Annotated in this window: 16 protein-coding genes; 10 read left to right on the top strand and 6 right to left on the bottom strand. The window is 52.5% G+C overall.

Translation table 11 applies throughout. The features are described from left to right. Positions 1 to 99: 99 nt before the first annotated feature. Positions 100 to 2,133, bottom strand: a complete 2,034-nt coding sequence (locus ABXT62_RS10015) for a M13 family metallopeptidase (RefSeq protein ID WP_415355115.1) — start codon at positions 2,131 to 2,133, stop codon at positions 100 to 102. A 255-nt stretch (positions 2,134 to 2,388) separates the two neighbouring features. Here ABXT62_RS10015 and ABXT62_RS10010 point away from each other — a divergent pair, with 255 nt between their 5' ends. Next, positions 2,389 to 3,258 (top strand): SMP-30/gluconolactonase/LRE family protein, encoded by an 870-nt coding sequence (locus ABXT62_RS10010; protein ID WP_415355114.1) that lies wholly within the window; start codon positions 2,389 to 2,391, stop codon positions 3,256 to 3,258. Between the two features lie 87 nt (positions 3,259 to 3,345). On the opposite strand, the gene ABXT62_RS10005 is transcribed toward ABXT62_RS10010, so the two are convergent. The 3 genes from ABXT62_RS10005 to ABXT62_RS09995 form a co-directional block, all read right to left on the bottom strand. Continuing rightward, entirely contained in the window at positions 3,346 to 4,059 is a 714-nt protein-coding gene (locus ABXT62_RS10005) for a hypothetical protein (protein WP_415355113.1), read from the bottom strand. Positions 4,060 to 4,251: 192 nt separating this feature from the next. After that, a complete protein-coding gene (locus ABXT62_RS10000; protein WP_415355112.1) occupies positions 4,252 to 4,851 on the bottom strand; it encodes a hypothetical protein in 600 nt (199 codons plus the stop codon). Continuing rightward, complete coding sequence (locus ABXT62_RS09995) at positions 4,841 to 5,209, bottom strand: hypothetical protein (protein WP_415355111.1); 369 nt, start codon at positions 5,207 to 5,209, stop codon at positions 4,841 to 4,843. The genes ABXT62_RS10000 and ABXT62_RS09995 overlap by 11 nt, the downstream gene beginning before the upstream one ends. A 178-nt stretch (positions 5,210 to 5,387) precedes the next feature. On the opposite strand from ABXT62_RS09995, the gene lipA reads away from it, so the two are divergent. Together lipA and ABXT62_RS09985 are read left to right on the top strand one after the other, a co-directional pair. Continuing rightward, positions 5,388 to 6,377, top strand: coding sequence for a lipoyl synthase (lipA, locus tag ABXT62_RS09990; RefSeq protein WP_415355110.1), 990 nt, complete (start codon positions 5,388 to 5,390; stop codon positions 6,375 to 6,377). Between the two features lie 17 nt (positions 6,378 to 6,394). Further along, on the top strand, positions 6,395 to 7,285 hold the full coding sequence (locus ABXT62_RS09985; RefSeq protein ID WP_415355109.1) for a 1-aminocyclopropane-1-carboxylate deaminase/D-cysteine desulfhydrase: 891 nt from the start codon (positions 6,395 to 6,397) through the stop codon (positions 7,283 to 7,285). 66 nt (positions 7,286 to 7,351) lie between these two features. On the opposite strand, the gene ABXT62_RS09980 is transcribed toward ABXT62_RS09985, so the two are convergent. Continuing rightward, entirely contained in the window at positions 7,352 to 9,442 is a 2,091-nt protein-coding gene (locus tag ABXT62_RS09980; protein ID WP_415355108.1) for a TonB-dependent receptor, read from the bottom strand. 197 nt (positions 9,443 to 9,639) lie between these two features. Here ABXT62_RS09980 and ABXT62_RS09975 point away from each other — a divergent pair, with 197 nt between their 5' ends. Then, positions 9,640 to 10,332 carry a hypothetical protein gene (locus ABXT62_RS09975; protein ID WP_415355107.1) on the top strand — a complete coding sequence of 231 codons (693 nt, stop codon included), beginning with the start codon at positions 9,640 to 9,642 and terminating at the stop codon, positions 10,330 to 10,332. A gap of 261 nt (positions 10,333 to 10,593) precedes the next feature. Here ABXT62_RS09975 and ABXT62_RS09970 read toward each other — a convergent pair whose 3' ends face one another. After that, positions 10,594 to 11,025, bottom strand: a complete 432-nt coding sequence (locus ABXT62_RS09970) for a group II truncated hemoglobin (RefSeq protein WP_415355106.1) — start codon at positions 11,023 to 11,025, stop codon at positions 10,594 to 10,596. A gap of 140 nt (positions 11,026 to 11,165) precedes the next feature. On the opposite strand from ABXT62_RS09970, the gene ABXT62_RS09965 reads away from it, so the two are divergent. The 6 genes from ABXT62_RS09965 (at position 11,166) to ABXT62_RS09940 (ending at position 15,709) form a co-directional block, all read left to right on the top strand. Next, positions 11,166 to 11,549 (top strand): diacylglycerol kinase family protein, encoded by a 384-nt coding sequence (locus tag ABXT62_RS09965; RefSeq protein WP_415355105.1) that lies wholly within the window; start codon positions 11,166 to 11,168, stop codon positions 11,547 to 11,549. Between the two features lie 133 nt (positions 11,550 to 11,682). Further along, the gene (locus ABXT62_RS09960) at positions 11,683 to 12,786 is read left to right on the top strand and encodes a phosphoribosylaminoimidazolesuccinocarboxamide synthase (RefSeq protein WP_415355104.1); all 1,104 of its coding nucleotides are present in this window, start codon (positions 11,683 to 11,685) and stop codon (positions 12,784 to 12,786) included. Positions 12,787 to 12,794: 8 nt separating this feature from the next. After that, positions 12,795 to 13,556, top strand: coding sequence for a sulfite exporter TauE/SafE family protein (locus ABXT62_RS09955; RefSeq protein ID WP_415355103.1), 762 nt, complete (start codon positions 12,795 to 12,797; stop codon positions 13,554 to 13,556). Between the two features lie 104 nt (positions 13,557 to 13,660). Beyond that, complete coding sequence (locus tag ABXT62_RS09950) at positions 13,661 to 14,467, top strand: enoyl-CoA hydratase/isomerase family protein (protein WP_415355102.1); 807 nt, start codon at positions 13,661 to 13,663, stop codon at positions 14,465 to 14,467. Between the two features lie 59 nt (positions 14,468 to 14,526). Continuing rightward, positions 14,527 to 14,952, top strand: coding sequence for a TIGR01244 family sulfur transferase (locus ABXT62_RS09945; RefSeq protein WP_415355101.1), 426 nt, complete (start codon positions 14,527 to 14,529; stop codon positions 14,950 to 14,952). Between the two features lie 37 nt (positions 14,953 to 14,989). Then, a complete protein-coding gene (locus ABXT62_RS09940; RefSeq protein ID WP_415355100.1) occupies positions 14,990 to 15,709 on the top strand; it encodes an NUDIX hydrolase in 720 nt (239 codons plus the stop codon). The last annotated feature ends 1 nt before the right edge of the window (position 15,710 follow it).

The following is a 15,710-nucleotide window of genomic DNA, read 5'->3' as shown; positions in this document are numbered from 1 at the left end:
TACACGTCAGGCTCCTAATTCATTTGCGTCATATTGTTTCGGTAGTCCCACGCTCGTGGTGTCTCCCAGCTCAGACATTTGTTGCTGACGTTCAAAGCGCTACCAAATGCGCACGCGACTCTCTGGGGGCAAATACATAGCGTCATCTTTTGTGACGCCAAACGCCTCATACCATTCGTCAATATTTCGCTGGGGATTTTGACCACGCACCATTTCTGGAGCATGTGGGTTAGTGAGCAGCAAATTAAGCAGGGCGTCATCACGAGACTTTCCCCGCCAGACCTGAGCCCAAGCCATAAAGAAACGCTGGTCGCCGGTGAAGCCCTCAATCACAGGCGCTTCGCGTCCCTGCAGCGAAAGCCTGTAGGCCGTATAGGCCATCTGCATGCCCCCCAGATCGCCGATGTTCTCGCCCAGGGTAAGAGCGCCGTTGACACAGGTCTTGTCATTTCCGGGAATGGGGCAGTACGCACTGTATTGCTCGCTCAGTTCTTTCGTGGCAGCGGTAAAACGCTTTACCGTAGCGGGTGTCCACCAGTTTCGAATGCGACCGTTCTCGTCGAACTGGCGGCCCTGGTCGTCAAAGCCGTGACCGATCTCATGACCGATAACTGCGCCAATGCCACCATAGTTAACGGCTGGATCTGCCTTGCCGTCGAAGAAGGGTGGCTGCAATATGGCGGCAGGAAAGGTGATCTGGTTCATTAACGGAGAGTAGTATGCGTTGACCGTCGGAGGCGTCATATGCCATTCGTCTCGATCCACCGGCTGATTCAATCGACTAACCCGACGTTCCCACTCGAACCGGTCGGCATTTTGAACATTTTCGAACAGTGTGCCTGGCTCAACGACCAGCCCCGAGTAATCGCGCCACTTTGATGGGTAGCCGATACGTGGATCGAAGGTGGCTAACTTTTTCAGGGCTTCAACACGTGTTGCACTATCCATCCAGTCTAGCGTGTCGATACGGGCTTTTAACGCAGCCAGCAAATTATTCACCAGTTGCTCCATCTGTGCCTTATGTTCTGGTGGAAAGTGTTTTTTCACGTAAGCTTGTCCGAGGCCGTCGCCTAAATTATTGTCGACCAGGGTCACGCCGCGCTTCCAGCGATCCCGCTGTTCCTGAACGCCGCGCATGGTCCTACTATTAAAATCGAAGTTGGCATCGTCGAAGTCCTTAGGTAGCAGGCTTGCTGTGTCACTGGCGCGATGGAACGTCAAATACTTTTTCCAAGTGTCCAGAGGCACTGAATCCAGTAGGGCAGCACCGTCAGAAATCGCAGAAGTCTCGCCAACCACCACGTGCTGGATATCCCCAAGTCCAGAGGCCTCAAACACAACAGGCCAGTCGACGTTAGGCGCCAGTTGCATGAGGGCGTCACGGTTCATTGGATTATACGTTGCCTGAACATCGCGCTGTCGCGCCGGGCTCCACTGTACCTGTGCAAGTGCCATTTCAAGCGCGAAAACGGCTTCGGCGCTATCGCGCGGATCGGCATCGCCAGTCAGCTGCAAAATAGTGGCGATGTAGTCCTGATAGGCGGCACGAAATGCGTCATATTCTGTACCCTTTTTGGTGTAGTAGTCGCGCCCCATGCCCAGCCCGGCTTGGCCGATGAACACCTTGTAGCGCGAGGTGTCAGCGGGATCCGGCTGTATGCCAAAGCCAAACGGAGCACTCATGTTTGGGCTGCCGATTAGCCTCATCAAATCAGTGTTATTTTTTGCGGCGGCGATGCGGTCGAGGTCGGGCTGTAACGGTGTTATGCCTCGCTTCTCAATCGTTGCCTCATCCATCCAAGAGAGGTAAAGATCCACGACTTTTTTTAATGTGGGGTCAGTGGGTGGCGATTCAATAAGTTCGCTTAACAGAACATGTAGATCTGTCTCCGATTTATCGCGCAACACGTCGAAGCTACCATAGCGTGACTTGTCCGCGGGAATAGTTGTTGTCGCGAGCCATTTTCCGTTGACGTAGCGGTAGAAATCATCGCCGGGCTTGATGCTGTGGTCCATCTGACTGGTGTCGATGCCGAATGTGCCCAGGGTGGCCTTTGGCGGGGTAGAGGTGGCCGCTACTGAAAAGGGCAGCAGAGCAGCCACAGAAGCGGCAAGCAAAAATGATGATCGCATGAATTAACTACCTATAAAGATATTGTGGATGCATTGCACAATTAGTCTATGCATTATGCGGTATATCGAGCAGGGAGGGTACCCAGCCAGAGGCTAGGCGGTTGAGGATTCTCTGCGTGCGGGGTATAACTATTGCGCTCGCTAAATTTAATGGCATTTTTTGCAGAGCCAGCCACTGTATCTCTTGCCGTATAGACACCGGTGGTGGAAGGGGGTTGGCTGTGGACCTGAAATTGAGACAAGAAGGCAAATAGTATGGCGGATACTTCGATACTACTGGAAGGGCTGCATTTTGGTGAAGGCCCGCGCTGGCACGATGGGCGCCTCTGGTTCAGTGATTTTTATGCGCATGCCGTAAAATCGGTGGATGAATTAGGGGATGTGCGCATTGAGTTAGAGCTCGACGACCAGCCGTCAGGTCTTGGTTGGCTGCCGGATGGGCGATTACTGGTTGTCGCGATGAAGGAGCGCGCTGTCAAGCGTCTGGAACCGATGGGCCTGGTATTACACGCTGACATCAGTCATCTAACAGCCCATTTATGTAACGATATGGTGGTCGATGCCGACGGTAGCGCCTGGGTGGGTAACTTTGGTTTTGACCTTGATGCAGAGCTGCGGACACGTGGTGCCAACGTCATTAGCGATCATCCTTGCACGAACTTAGTGCGTATCGATGCCGATGGATCGGTTCATTTGGCCGCGGCTGATATGCATTTTCCCAATGGTAGCGTTATTACCCCCGATGGAAGTACGCTTATTGTGGCTGAAACATTAGCGAGTTGCCTGACCGCTTTCACCATCAATGCCGATAAGTCACTGAGCAATCGCCGCGTCTGGGCCGCTGTCGAGAATATTGCGCCCGATGGTATCTGCCTTAATGATAACAACGAAATTTGGGTTGCGAATGCACTCGGTCCAGAGATGATACTGGTTGCAGAGGGAGGTGAAGTCATCAATCGGATGGAAACTAGTCAGCCCTGTTACGCTTGTATGCTGGGCGGCATAGACGGGAAAACCCTGTTTGCTGTGACGGCGGCGTCATCGGATGGGTTGCTCGCTGCAGCGGGAAAAACCGGGAAGATTGAAACGGTGCGGGTGGATCGATTGAGAGCGGGTCGGCCATAATCAATCGTTTGTGGGTCGGGCAGTCAATAGAGCAGTCGCTGCTTTGATCGCGAAGGCACGATTGCGCCTTCTGATCGAGAGTAGCGGCTAGGCAGGCCTGCGCCGCGATATCGTAAATAACGCGAGGAGAGCTGAACCGAATAGCCACGCCGCAGCGGGGATCGGTACTACGCTTAGCGAATCGAAATCACCCTTCAGCTTGATGTAGTCGCCGCCATCTTTCCACTTGATTTCATACTCATTCTTGTCGCTCCAATCTCCGATCACCATGGTCGGGTCTACGAACGGAGTGGTGCTCGTTAACGCATCCATTGAGTCATCTTCTAGCTTCAGTTTGAATTTGTCGAAATCAAGTACGTCGCTGCCCCCGTAAAGAGCCGCGCGAACACTTTCGTCAGTCACCTCTATCTTGTCGTAGTTGCCCTTGTAATTGTTTTTGAGCTTGAGCACGGTATCCTGATTCGTCGCGGCGGGACTGGAATAGATCATCGTTCCGCTGGCGCTGGTGATTGTGAAACTCAGGTCAAGCGTTCCATTCTCAAACTCACCTTTTTCAGGGTCAGAGTCAAGATCAAGCTGCTCAGGGTCTATGTGTACCCTGACCGATAGAATATCCCCGGTGCTAAAATCATAGTCAGCGCTATTAACCTTCTTGTAGGTAATATCGCTTGCACCCAAATTCGCTGTTAACTTGTAGATCACTGATTTTGCCTGTGCGCTGGCAGTAGTCATCAGCATTATAGTTGCAAAGAGCATAAGTGATTGAGCTATGGCCACTTTATAGGATGTCTGCTTATTCATAGTCTACTTCCTCGAAATAGTGTCTATTCGAGTAGAGGCATTTATCATGCCAAATAATAAAAAACTTAATACTTTCAATACTTTAAGATAATTCCGAGTTTTCCCAAAATTCAGAGTGTAAAATATCCTGACACTTAAGGTCGATTAAGAGAGCGGCGCTAAGGGCATACAGGGAGTGTGAAGTTGTGTTGATTAGTCCATTTCTAGAGACTGCTGCCCAACGGCTTTGGGGGTTGCACGCTGCTGCAGTCCTTCCTGCCCTGTGTCGGAATTCGAGCCACTGTTCAGTGCTGACGGCAGGTCGGCCTGTAACAAGAGGCTGCCCCAATCATGCTGTGGCATTGGGCCGATCAGATCTTCGACATCCACTACGGAGATAAAGCTAAAAAAGGGCTGAATGGCTTGGCCGCCTCCGCCGTCGTTGTCCCAGTCTGAGTGTGTGGCACTGGTCAATAGATGCTGATGGTCGAAGGTCATCAATAAAAACTCACCTTTGACCCGCATCTCGCCCCAGTCCGCTGAAAAAAAGTCAGCCCCTAGTGCGCCTAGAGTGATGCCAATCGAATTTTCTCGGATGTCCCAGTGCTCCCAGGCCATAATAAACCCGGTGTCGCTGGCGGACATCCGCAGTGGCGGACCAAGCAACTGCAGGACTTCACTCAGTGGCGTTTTTTGCGCTGGAAGGTTGTCGCTCGGGATCGGGACGCCCATGTCGTAGCGCCACTGGGAACAACCCGTCAGTAACCAGCAGGTAAGCAGTAGATAAAGTGTGCGGGTGGCACTAACTTTCATCGGCGGGGTATAAACGCGTCGCGAACTCGGTTAGCGTATCGTCCTCATCGAAGAAAAAGATAGCGCGGTCATAGCGCGTATTGATGCGCATGCGGTTGTAGACAATCAAGATTAGCCCTTCGCCCTCGGAGTGCTCGAACAAGTAATATAACGCCGTTTCGCCACCCAGCGCGATGACCTGTGATGGCGGACCAAGCAACGTCAAAACATCTTTACGCGTACTCGTGCCATTGACCAGTTCATTGGTCACAGTGTCTTGCCAGTTGACCTCAACGCCACGTTTACTTTCGAATTGGGCGCACGCCCCCAGCAAACTGGTCAACAAGACTAGGGCGATTAGCAGGGTGCATTTATGCATTTTTCTCAACTTTTACGACGAATGATGACACCCAACATAGCGCAATTTGAGGTGGTTTTAAACCACTGAAGTTCACGGCAACGGAGGCGCACTAGGCATTGCTGCACTGGCGCCTGTGATGATCCGCATTGATCCGCTATAATTCCCCCACTTTTACTCCACACTAAGGTTAGGGCGCATGGCTGACAATGACCGCATTCCGGCCGTACAGGTTGGCAGCGGAGAGAAATTCGTTAATGATTTGGGGATTATCGCCATTAAAGACGGTATTAAGTCTTCTGGTGAGGATGATCTGCGTCAAAAAAAACCTGACTGGTTGCGCATCCGTGTTCGTGGCGGCGCTACGTTTGAGAAAGTCCAGGGTATCGTTCACCAGCACAAATTGGCCACCGTGTGCGAGGAGGCCAAATGCCCTAATATGAGCGAGTGCTGGAGTGCAGGTACGGCGACTATCATGTTGATGGGCGATGTGTGTACCCGAGCCTGCCGTTTCTGTGCGGTAAATACGGGTAACCCCAAGGGATGGCTGGATGCGCAGGAGCCAGATAACGCCGCGCGTTCGGTGCAACTGATGAATCTAAAGTACGTGGTACTGACCTCGGTCAACCGCGATGATCTGCCAGACGGTGGAGCAGGGCACTATGCCGCCTGCGTGAGGCGTGTGAGGGAGGTGAATCCGGACACTGCAGTGGAGACACTCACGCCAGATTTTATGGGCGTGCATGCAGACGTTGAAAAGGTGGTTGATTCTGGTATTGCTGTGTTTGCACAAAATATCGAGACGGTCGATCGCCTGACTCATCCGGTGCGTGATCCGCGCGCCAGCTACCAGCAGACGCTGGATGTGCTGGCCTATGCAAAAGCGTTCCGTCCAAAAGTGCTGACCAAAAGCAGTCTTATGCTGGGTCTGGGAGAAACTGAGTCGGAAATACTCGAATGCATGGACGACCTGCGTGCGGCGCAGGTCGATATACTGACGCTTGGTCAGTATCTGCAGCCGACGCCCAACCACCATCCTATCGCTCGGTATGTTAGCCCCGAAGAGTTTGAGCGTTACCGGCAGTGGGGGCTGGATAAGGGGTTTTTTGAAGTAGTGTCCGGTGTGTTTGTGCGTTCCAGTTATCGTGCCGAGCAAGTATTGGCGAAAAATAACGTAGGACTGTCATAAACGGTTCTCAAGAATCGATGTTACATGAGCTGACCAATACGCCGGTTCTTGGCGTGTCATTGGGTCATGTATCCCTGTTGCGCCTAGATCAGACAGGAGGTCCCGCACCCGGTAACAAATCGTTTAAGTTGCGACACTATTTTTCTGAGGCAAAGCGCCTAGGGATTACACGTCTGATTTCATTTGGAGGCGCTTGGTCAAATCACTTACACGCCCTGGCGGCAACGGGTTACCAGCTAGGGGTTGAAACGGTCGGCATTATTCGGGGCGAGCTGAGTGAAGAAAAGTCGGCTATGCTGGCGGACGCGCGGCGCTGGGGCATGCGCATTGTTTATGTGAGCCGACAAGAGTATCGGCAGCGCCATGACGTTGCTTATCAGCAACAACTCAAAGAGCGTTTCGCGCCTTGCTTATTGATTCCAGAAGGGGGTGCTTCCCTCGCAGGCGCTCAAGGGTGCATGGCCGTTGCGGACATCATCCGGCAGAGAGCGCCGTTAGCGCATCACATTGTTGTGCCAGTGGGTACCGGCACAACGATGGCAGGACTGGTGGCGGGCTTAGATGAGAGTTTTGAAATCGATGGCATCTCTGCTCTCAAGGGCGCGCATGATCTGGAGCAGCGGGTGCAGGAGCTGCTCTCGCACCTGCCGTGCGATAACCGCGCACACTGGCGGATTCTGCACAATTATCACTGCGGTGGTTTCGCCCGCGCCGATCTCTCACTGCGTCAGTTTATGTTGGCATTCGAAGCGATTCACGGCATCGAGCTCGACCCCGTTTACACCGGCAAGATGCTTCTCGCTATCCATCAGTTACGCGCATGTGGTGACTGGGAGGAGGGTGCACCGGTGTTGGCTATACATACTGGGGGTCTGCAGGGTCGCCGCGGCTATTCGTGGCTCAGTTGATACGTTTCGATAGGCCAACGGTGCGTATTCATTAAGCCTAGCGTTACAGGTTAAAAATCGACCATGCTAACCCCGTGTCGCGCCGAACTGATAACTGATTTGCAGATATGCGCCTCGCGGCTGGCCGACGAAATAGCGATACTCCCCGAAGCCGAAGTCAGCTCTTTCAGCATAGTCTTCATCTAACAGGTTGGTGAGGCGCAATCCTGCTGACCATCGCGGGGTCAGGTCACTGGTAATACGCAGGTTCAGCAGGGAGTGACCGTCGTATTGATGGTTGTTCTGTGACTCCAAATAATAGGAATCCATATAGACCCACTCAAGCTCAGCACGGCTGCTGCGTCCAGCAAGTGCAGAAAAATCCCAGTCCAGGCGAGCACTGCCGAAGGCTTTTGGCGCGGTGTCGATGTCGTTGCCTTTGATGTTGCCGCTACTACCGAGTAGTTCAATGTTACTATCGTAGGTGTGGCTTGCGACATTTGCATCTATACCCACAGACCAATGATCACTAATTGGATAGTCGAAGCTTATTTCGGCACCGTAATGGCGAGTTTGGGCGCCGCTGACATTGTATCGATTGGCATCCTGAAAGATCGCGTCGTCCTTGTGCATGTAATACACCGCGACATCGTAGCGCGTAGTGCCCAGCCAGTCACCACGCAGTCCCAGTTCGATATTATCAATTTTTTCCGAGTCAAGATTGGCGGTTTCTTGGCCTCCCTGGAGTCGATAAAGCTCTGTGGCCTGTGGCGCACGAAAACCGCGCGCTAATCGCAGGTAGCCTATATGATTTTCAGTGATACTGTAGCTGACTCCGGCGTTAAGAGACCAGTCCGTAAAGTCGTTCTCCCGGTCAGACGGTCTGTAAAAACGGCAGTTGGTTGCCTCGGGCCCGCAGCCAGAACCGTCTGCGGTTTTGTTGGTGTAGTCATAGCTGGTGTATTCGAGCCGCACCCCGCCGTCGATCTCCCACGGTGAATCGCTTTGCGTGCGCAGCTGACTGTAGATTGCCCCGCCCGTCGCATTCACTTGGTAGTCATAGTGCACGCCAGCAGGCTGATTGGGGCTAAAATCCTCATCCTGCGTTTCCTTGAGGCTAGCGTTTGTGTACTCTACGTCGATGCCATTTATCCAGCGTAATGTGTCGGTATTGGTCTGAACTGTCGCGCGCAGTCCCAGGCTGTCGTGGGCATTTTCTTCCACCGGCTGCCAGGGTAAATAATGTTGCAGGAACTCCATATCATTGTCCCGCAGATAGGGCGTGACGGTGAGCGTGTTCGTGTCATTCAGTGCGATACTGGCAGCGCTGTATAGGCGCACAGACCATGCATCTCTATAAGCATTGGGGTTCGGGTTACGCTTTTTTAGATCATTATCTTTGTAGGCTTGATAACCTTCAACGAAGCCCGCAGTGTTCTGGTTCAGGTTGGCTGCATCCAGTACGGTACGAACATCCCAGTGCTCGCCCGCATAATCATGGCGTACCGTGGCTTTTTGTTGGTCATAGTCAGAATCATCCTTGTAACCGCCGTCGGTTGTGCCGTTGGCACTGACGCTGATCCCGTGTTTTCCCAGCGTATTACTGTAGCGGTATTTTCCACGATAGTAGTCATAAGGCCCTGCTTCCAATGCTAGCCTGTTGTCGATTTCTTCTGTCGGCGCGGCGCTGATAACATTGATAACGCCATGCATTGCATTGGAGCCATACAATGCCGTAGCGGGACCTCTGATGACTTCAATACGACCTGCCTGCTCGAAGTTCGTGTCAAACAACTGGTTTACATTACAAAATCCTGGTGCGCGCAGACTGATGCCGTCCGCAGCGGCAAAGAAAGCGCCACAGCCGCCGGCGCCAGTTAATACTGGTGAGCGAAGCGCGATGATACTTTCCTGCCCATTGCCGCGACTAATCCAGGCGCCTGGCACACGTTGCATGATCTCATTGATATGAATCGGATCAATAAATTGCAGGGTCTCACTGCTTACCGTGGACCAAGCGAGTGGTAGCTTCATCGCATTCTCTTCCACCCGGCTGGCAGTGACGAGAATATTCTCGTCCAACGTGTTGCTTTGAACCGAGGAAGATATGGCCGGCAGTAATAGCATGACTACTACTGATAGGAATTGGCGGGAAAGCGTTGGAGTGTTGGCGAGCATGAACTCTTCTCTAGGGCGAAGCGGGGCCGAATTGTAGCCGATTAGATACTTTATCCCAATAGTCTATTCCAGATTTACAGCGCCTACTGAACCACTGGCCGTTGCGGGATTTTGCGGTATACTTCACTATCAAACTAGCGTGTTATAGCTGTCCTGGGCGCTCGGTTGCAATAACAATTCAACTAAGGAAAAACTCCATGTCAGATAAACGCTTGGCGGTACTTTTGGCCTCTTTTATGATTCTCGGCGCTTGCACTCAGCTCGATGCCACATCATCCGTTGCGCCAGAGCGTGGCGACCCTGACTTTTTGGAGGGTGTGAATGCGCGCGCGGATGAGCTCTATGTCAATCGTGAGGTGCAGCCAGGCGTACGAGATTTCCGTAATGTCTATATTGCGCCAGCGAACCTGGCCAATATGCGGGTCATTCAGCCTGAAGGCGCCACTGCCGATGAGGGCTGGCTGATCACCGAGCCAGAAGAAAAAATCTTACAAAAAGCGATAGCCCGAGAGTTTTCTGCGGGGCTCAGTTTCGGATCGGCGTTTAATATCGTCGACGACCAAGAGCAGGCGGAGATAATTGTCAATACGGCGGTGGTCGCGATCCACCCTAATGAGAGCCGCGACGCTGTTGTCGCCGGAGCGAAGGCAAGCGGTGCAATCACCGTCAGCATTGCGCTTGTCAATGAGGCCAGCGGTGCCGTTATGGTGCGTTCAATAGACACAAAATCCAGCGACGACATATGGGCGTTCAATCAGGTGGATAATGACGATCCGGCTATTGATCTGATTTTTCGTTCCTGGGCCAACAGTATTCGTCGCGGGATGTTACACCTGCAAGGCCGCTCCAATGACCCGCTGGTGCAGCCGATTGTGCTGCAAGAGCAATAGTAGTGGTAGGTATGGAATCTGACCGGCACAAGCAGCAAGGGGAGTAGATGCAAATGGAGGAGAGATTATGGGCAACGGAATCGAAATGTTATTAGTATTTGGCGCGGTCTGGGTAGTATTGTTTGTTTTTTTCTACTCTCGGATAGCAGGCAATAAACTTAAGGCCAAACGCCATAAGTCAATATAAGACAGAGTCGCGACGATTCCAGGCTGAGAGGCGATCGCGACTCGTGCTGTATTGGCGTAGTAACGGCGCCAATGTCAGTCCGCGGCAATGATGTTGGGGTTAGTGGCGGCGCTACTGGGGCCCTCTTTGTTACGGATAGCGTCGGCGATGCGAAACATGGGCACTTTCAGCATGTCTACAAGTTCCTCGCTTGCCTCAGTTTGTTCCAGAGCCTTGTCCATACATAATAGCCACTGGTCGCGCTCGGCCGGCCCGATGTGGTAGGGCGCGTGCGGTGTGGTCATGCAGACCGTATCGTACTTCTTCGCATACAGAGGAGGGCCGCCCATCCAGCCCGTGAGATACTCCGCCAGCTTGACTTTCATCGGCTGAAGCTCCTTGGCGTGCATAGCGCGCAAGGGTGCAGCCTCTGGCAAAGTGTCCATGATGTCGTAGAAGATACTGGCCAGTTGTCGAATCCCGTCCCCGCCCAGAATCTGGTAGGGGGTTCGTTCAGAGTTACTCATGCAAGCAGTTCCTTTCCATCATGATGTTCAGCCTTGATCGTGCGCGCTATTATAGTCGGCGGCCACTGCATATTGTAAGTAGGTGAAACACTGGGATATTCTGGCAACATCAAGCCCCTTTGCCTGATCGAGGTATAGATATGAATAATAATGCGGATACTTTTTCCATTAGCGGAAGGATAAGAAGCGCCCTGCACGCGATAGAAGGCATTGTCGAAGTCATGCGCAGTCAGCACAATGCGTGGTTACACGCCTTAGCCACCCTGTGTGTTTTGGCGGCGGGATATGCTTTTGGCGTGTCGACATCACAGTGGTGTTTTCTCATTATGGCTATCACGGGTGTGTGGGTAGTAGAAGCACTGAATACTGCTTTTGAACTACTGTGTGACGTTATATCACCCGAGTTTCATCCTTTGGTAAAGAAATCTAAAGATGTGGCAGCGGGTGCGGTTTTGTTGAGCGCTATCGGAGCAGCCACTATCGGGTTCGTCATATTTCTGCCTTATGTCACGCCTTACCTATAACCGGATTCACTCAATTTTGGATTTGTGGGGTGCCTAGTGGTTCCTCCTTTGCTAGAATTCTACCCAGTTTAGCGCTGTGTCTGAAATCTTGCAGTCTGGGCCAACCCAAATAACTGAATACAGGACAACCACTATGAGTCTTGCCGACAAGGTATTGGCCGTTAATGATGATCTCCCCATCCGCACGGATGCACCAGTGCATAGCGGGAAAGTACGTTCTGTCTACTGGCTGACCGCCGCTGATAGTGCTCGTTTGGTGCTTGAGCGAGGCTACGATGTCGCACCGGATGCGCCATTAGCCATTATGGTGATATCGGATCGCATTTCTGCCTTTGATTGCATCTGGCACGCAGAAGGTGGCATGCGAGGAGTCCCGGGAAAGGGCGCTGCACTGAATGCAATTTCCAATCACTGGTTTCGACTGTTCCGGGAGCAGGGCTTAGCAGACAGTCATATTCTCGAGATTCCTCATCCGCTGGTCTGGATCGTGCAGAAGGCCAAGCCGGTGATGATTGAGGCTATTGCCAGGCAATACATTACCGGCTCAATGTGGCGCTCCTACGACAAGGGCGAGCGAGAGTTTTGCGGCATCACTATTCCCGATGGTTTGCAGCGCGATCAGAAGTTGCCTGAGTTATTGATCACCCCGTCCAGCAAGGGAGTCTTGAATGACATCCCAGGCGTGCCTGCTGTCGATGATGTCAATGTCACTCGTAGCGATATTGAAAATAATTTTTCGGCCTTCAAGTTTAATAGCGTTGGTGATATTGACCTTTATGAGAGGCTATTGCGCGAGGGGTTTGAGGTGATTAGTGCAGAGTTGGCACGCTTGGATCAGATTTTTGTCGATACAAAATTTGAGTTTGGCTATGTCAAGGATAAGAGCGGCAATCAAAAACTGATTTATATGGATGAGGTTGGAACACCTGATTCATCACGAATCTGGGATGGCGAAGCATTGCGCGAGGGTCGGGTGGTTGAAAACTCCAAAGAAGATTTTCGGCAACTGTTGCTACAGCACTTTCCAGACCCTGATATTCTGCTCAATAAGGCTCGCATGGCTGAACGAGAGGTGTTGGCGCGTGACAACGCCCTCCCGGTGGAGGTTTTGATGGAAATATCGAAAATCTATGTGGGCATTGCTGAGAAAATCACGGGCGCGAGCCTGCAATTAGCCGAAAACCCCAAGGCTGAAATCATCGAAGTCTTGCGTAACGAATTCGCTCTCGTTGACTGAGCCAGTTCATGCTAACTGATCCAGGCTTCTACCTCGTTAGTGTGCCGGCAGTATTGCTCTATGGAGTCACCAAGGGTGGCTTTGGTGGTGCCCTTGCGATTATTTCGGTGCCGATGATGGCGCTGGTGATGCCGCCAACTCAGGCTGCAGCGATCCTCCTTCCCATCCTTGTGGTGATGGATCTATTGGTGGTAAAAGCCTATTGGGGGGTATTCGATCGTCGAGCGCTAGTGCTGTTATTGCCTGCTGCGATACTGGGCATTGGCATCGGTTATCTCTCTGCAGAAGCCATGAATGAGCACTATATGCGTATTTTGATTGGTGCTCTGGCACTGGTATTCGGTCTACAGAGCCTAATGGGGCTAGAATCATTCTCGAGCAAGACACACAACGCCGTCAGTGGTGGTTTGTTCGGTGCTTTAGCGGGCTTCACCAGTTTTAGCATCCACGCCGGTGGTCCGCCATTTACTATGTACCTCATGCCCAAGCAGTTGTCGCCACTATTATTCGCAGGTACCGCAGGACTTTTTTTTGCGGTGGTCAACGTTGTAAAACTGGTGCCGTACTATGCCCTTGGGGAGTTCACGCGCGAAAATCTGTTGTATTCACTGGTGCTGGTCCCGCTTGCGCCATTGGGCGTGAAACTCGGATACTATCTGGTGAAACGTTCAACGCCGACGTTTTACTATTCGATAGTGAGTTTCTGTCTCATACTCGTTGGAGCTAAATTGACATGGGACGGTGTCAGTGCGCTCGGTGCAGCGGCTTAAGCGCTAGGCTAGACGACTTAGAGCTCAGGGCGTATTTGAGGCAATCGGTTTGCGTGTAGATTGAATAGAGGTCGGTCTGTTATCCGTACTTTGGGAGAGACGTAATGAGCAGTGTGGTATTTGAAAAGCGCGGGCAGCAGGCTTGGATTACGCTCAACCGCCCAGCGGCTAAGAACATGATTAACGGCGACATGTTTGTGGAGTTGGCTGACGCTTGGCAAGAAGTACGCGAGGATGATGCCATTCGCGTGGCGGTACTTACCGCTGCCGGCGAGGAAGACTTTTGCTGTGGCGGGGATTTGTCACAGATCATCCCGTTATGGACGGGTGCTAAAAAGCCGCAGACGCCACAGGAAGAACGTTTGCTGTCTGATCCGATGATTGTTGACCAAATCATGCTCAAGGCAGAGCCGTTGTACAAGCCCGTTATAGCAGCAGTAAATGGGCGTGCGCTCGGGGGTGGCGCAGAGTTGCTGCAAGCTACCGACATACGCATTGCAGCAGAGCATGCACAATTTGCATTACCTGAACCGAAAGTGGGTGTAGTGCCCGGCGCGGGGTCCATGGTGAGACTGGCTCGACAGTTACCCTGGGCGCATGCAATGAAAATGTTACTCGGTGGTGAGCCGATCAGTGCTCAGGAAGCGCTAGCGATGGGCCTTGTTTCAGAGGTTGTGCCGCTGACTGAGTTACAATCTCGTGCTGAGCACTACGCACAAAATATTTGTCGCCAGGCACCTCTGGCGTTACAGGCAATCAAGAAAACAGCACTGGAGACGCATACTCTACCCTGGGCGGAGGCCTTTCAATTTGAGATGGAGCAGGCCGGACTAGTGATGATGAGCAAAGATGCTCGAGAAGGCCCGAGGGCGTTTAAGGAAAAAAGGCAGCCGTTATTTCGTGGCGAGTAAGATGGTTTGCATTGAAGATGGAATTTCCACGCCAGTGATGCGCACTAAAGGAAGGACGTATGAACATTGTAAAATTAACGGAAAATCTCGCAGTGTCTGCACAGATCAGCCTGGATGACGTGGCGCAAATCGCAGCGGCGGGTTACAAGGTGCTGATGAATAACCGACCGGACGGTGAAGACAGTCACCAGCCCGCTGGCGCGCTCATCGCGACTGCGGCAGAAGCAGTAGGTCTGGAATATCACTATATGCCGATTACCGCAGCCAGCTTTCCGGGGCCAGATTTGGATGTTATCAGTGATCTTTTCGACGATCCTTTGCGCCCAGTCTTGGCTTTTTGCCGCTCTGGTACACGTTGTACAAATTTATGGGTGGCAGGCGTGGCAGATTCTGATTTGGCAAGCGCAATGAAGGTGGCAAGTCAGTGCGGCTTTGATCTGGGTATGGCCTCGTCGTTTATTGCGGACGCCGCGCAGCGCAAGTAGCGTGTTGCGCTGGTATACATCCATTTAAGGGAGATTTATGCCCGAGACTATCGAAGCTCGCCCCGCAAGTACGGTTGTGTTGCTGAGGGATACCGCCAATGGCCTTGAGACGCTTCTATTGAAACGCAACAAGGCACTAGTTTTCGCGGGCGGTGCTTGGGTTTTCCCCGGTGGCTCAGTAGACCCAGAAGACTTTGAGGCGGGGGACGGCAGCATCGCCGAAGCCTCGCGAATTGCCGCCGCTCGGGAGGCGCATGAAGAGTCAGGTTTGTCGCCAAGGCTTGAAGATATGGTGCTGTTAAGTCACTGGACCACGCCGGTGGGTGAGCCTCGGCGCTTCTCAACGTGGATTTATGCGGCGCCACTGGCGGAAGACGTTGAAGTGGTGATTGATGGCGGTGAAATTCACGACTCTCGGTGGCTGAGTGTGCGCGACGCCGCAGCCGAGCATGAGTCTGGCAATTTGGTTATGTTGCCACCTACCTACTTTACACTGCTGGGACTTTCACGCTATGCCAGCGTGGCGCAGATGGTTGCTGAGGAGCGCAGCTCGCCGGTGCCGGAAGTATTTCCCGTATTCGCCAATGATGGGAAGCAGGTGATGGTGATGTTTCGCGGGGATGCGGGTTATGAAAGTACCGATGGCAGTCTTCCCGGCGCTCGCCATCGCGCGGTATTGAGTCATAATTGCTGGCAATACCAGTACCTGGATGTCGATCCTGTCTATCCGCCCCTACTGAAACTGTCGGTACTCTAAA

Source organism: Halioglobus sp. Uisw_031, from assembly GCF_047729875.1.
Classification (GTDB): Bacteria; Pseudomonadota; Gammaproteobacteria; order Pseudomonadales; family Halieaceae; genus Marimicrobium.
The sequence above is the reverse complement of the archived record's forward strand: the minus strand, read 5'-3'. Positions and strand labels throughout refer to the sequence as shown.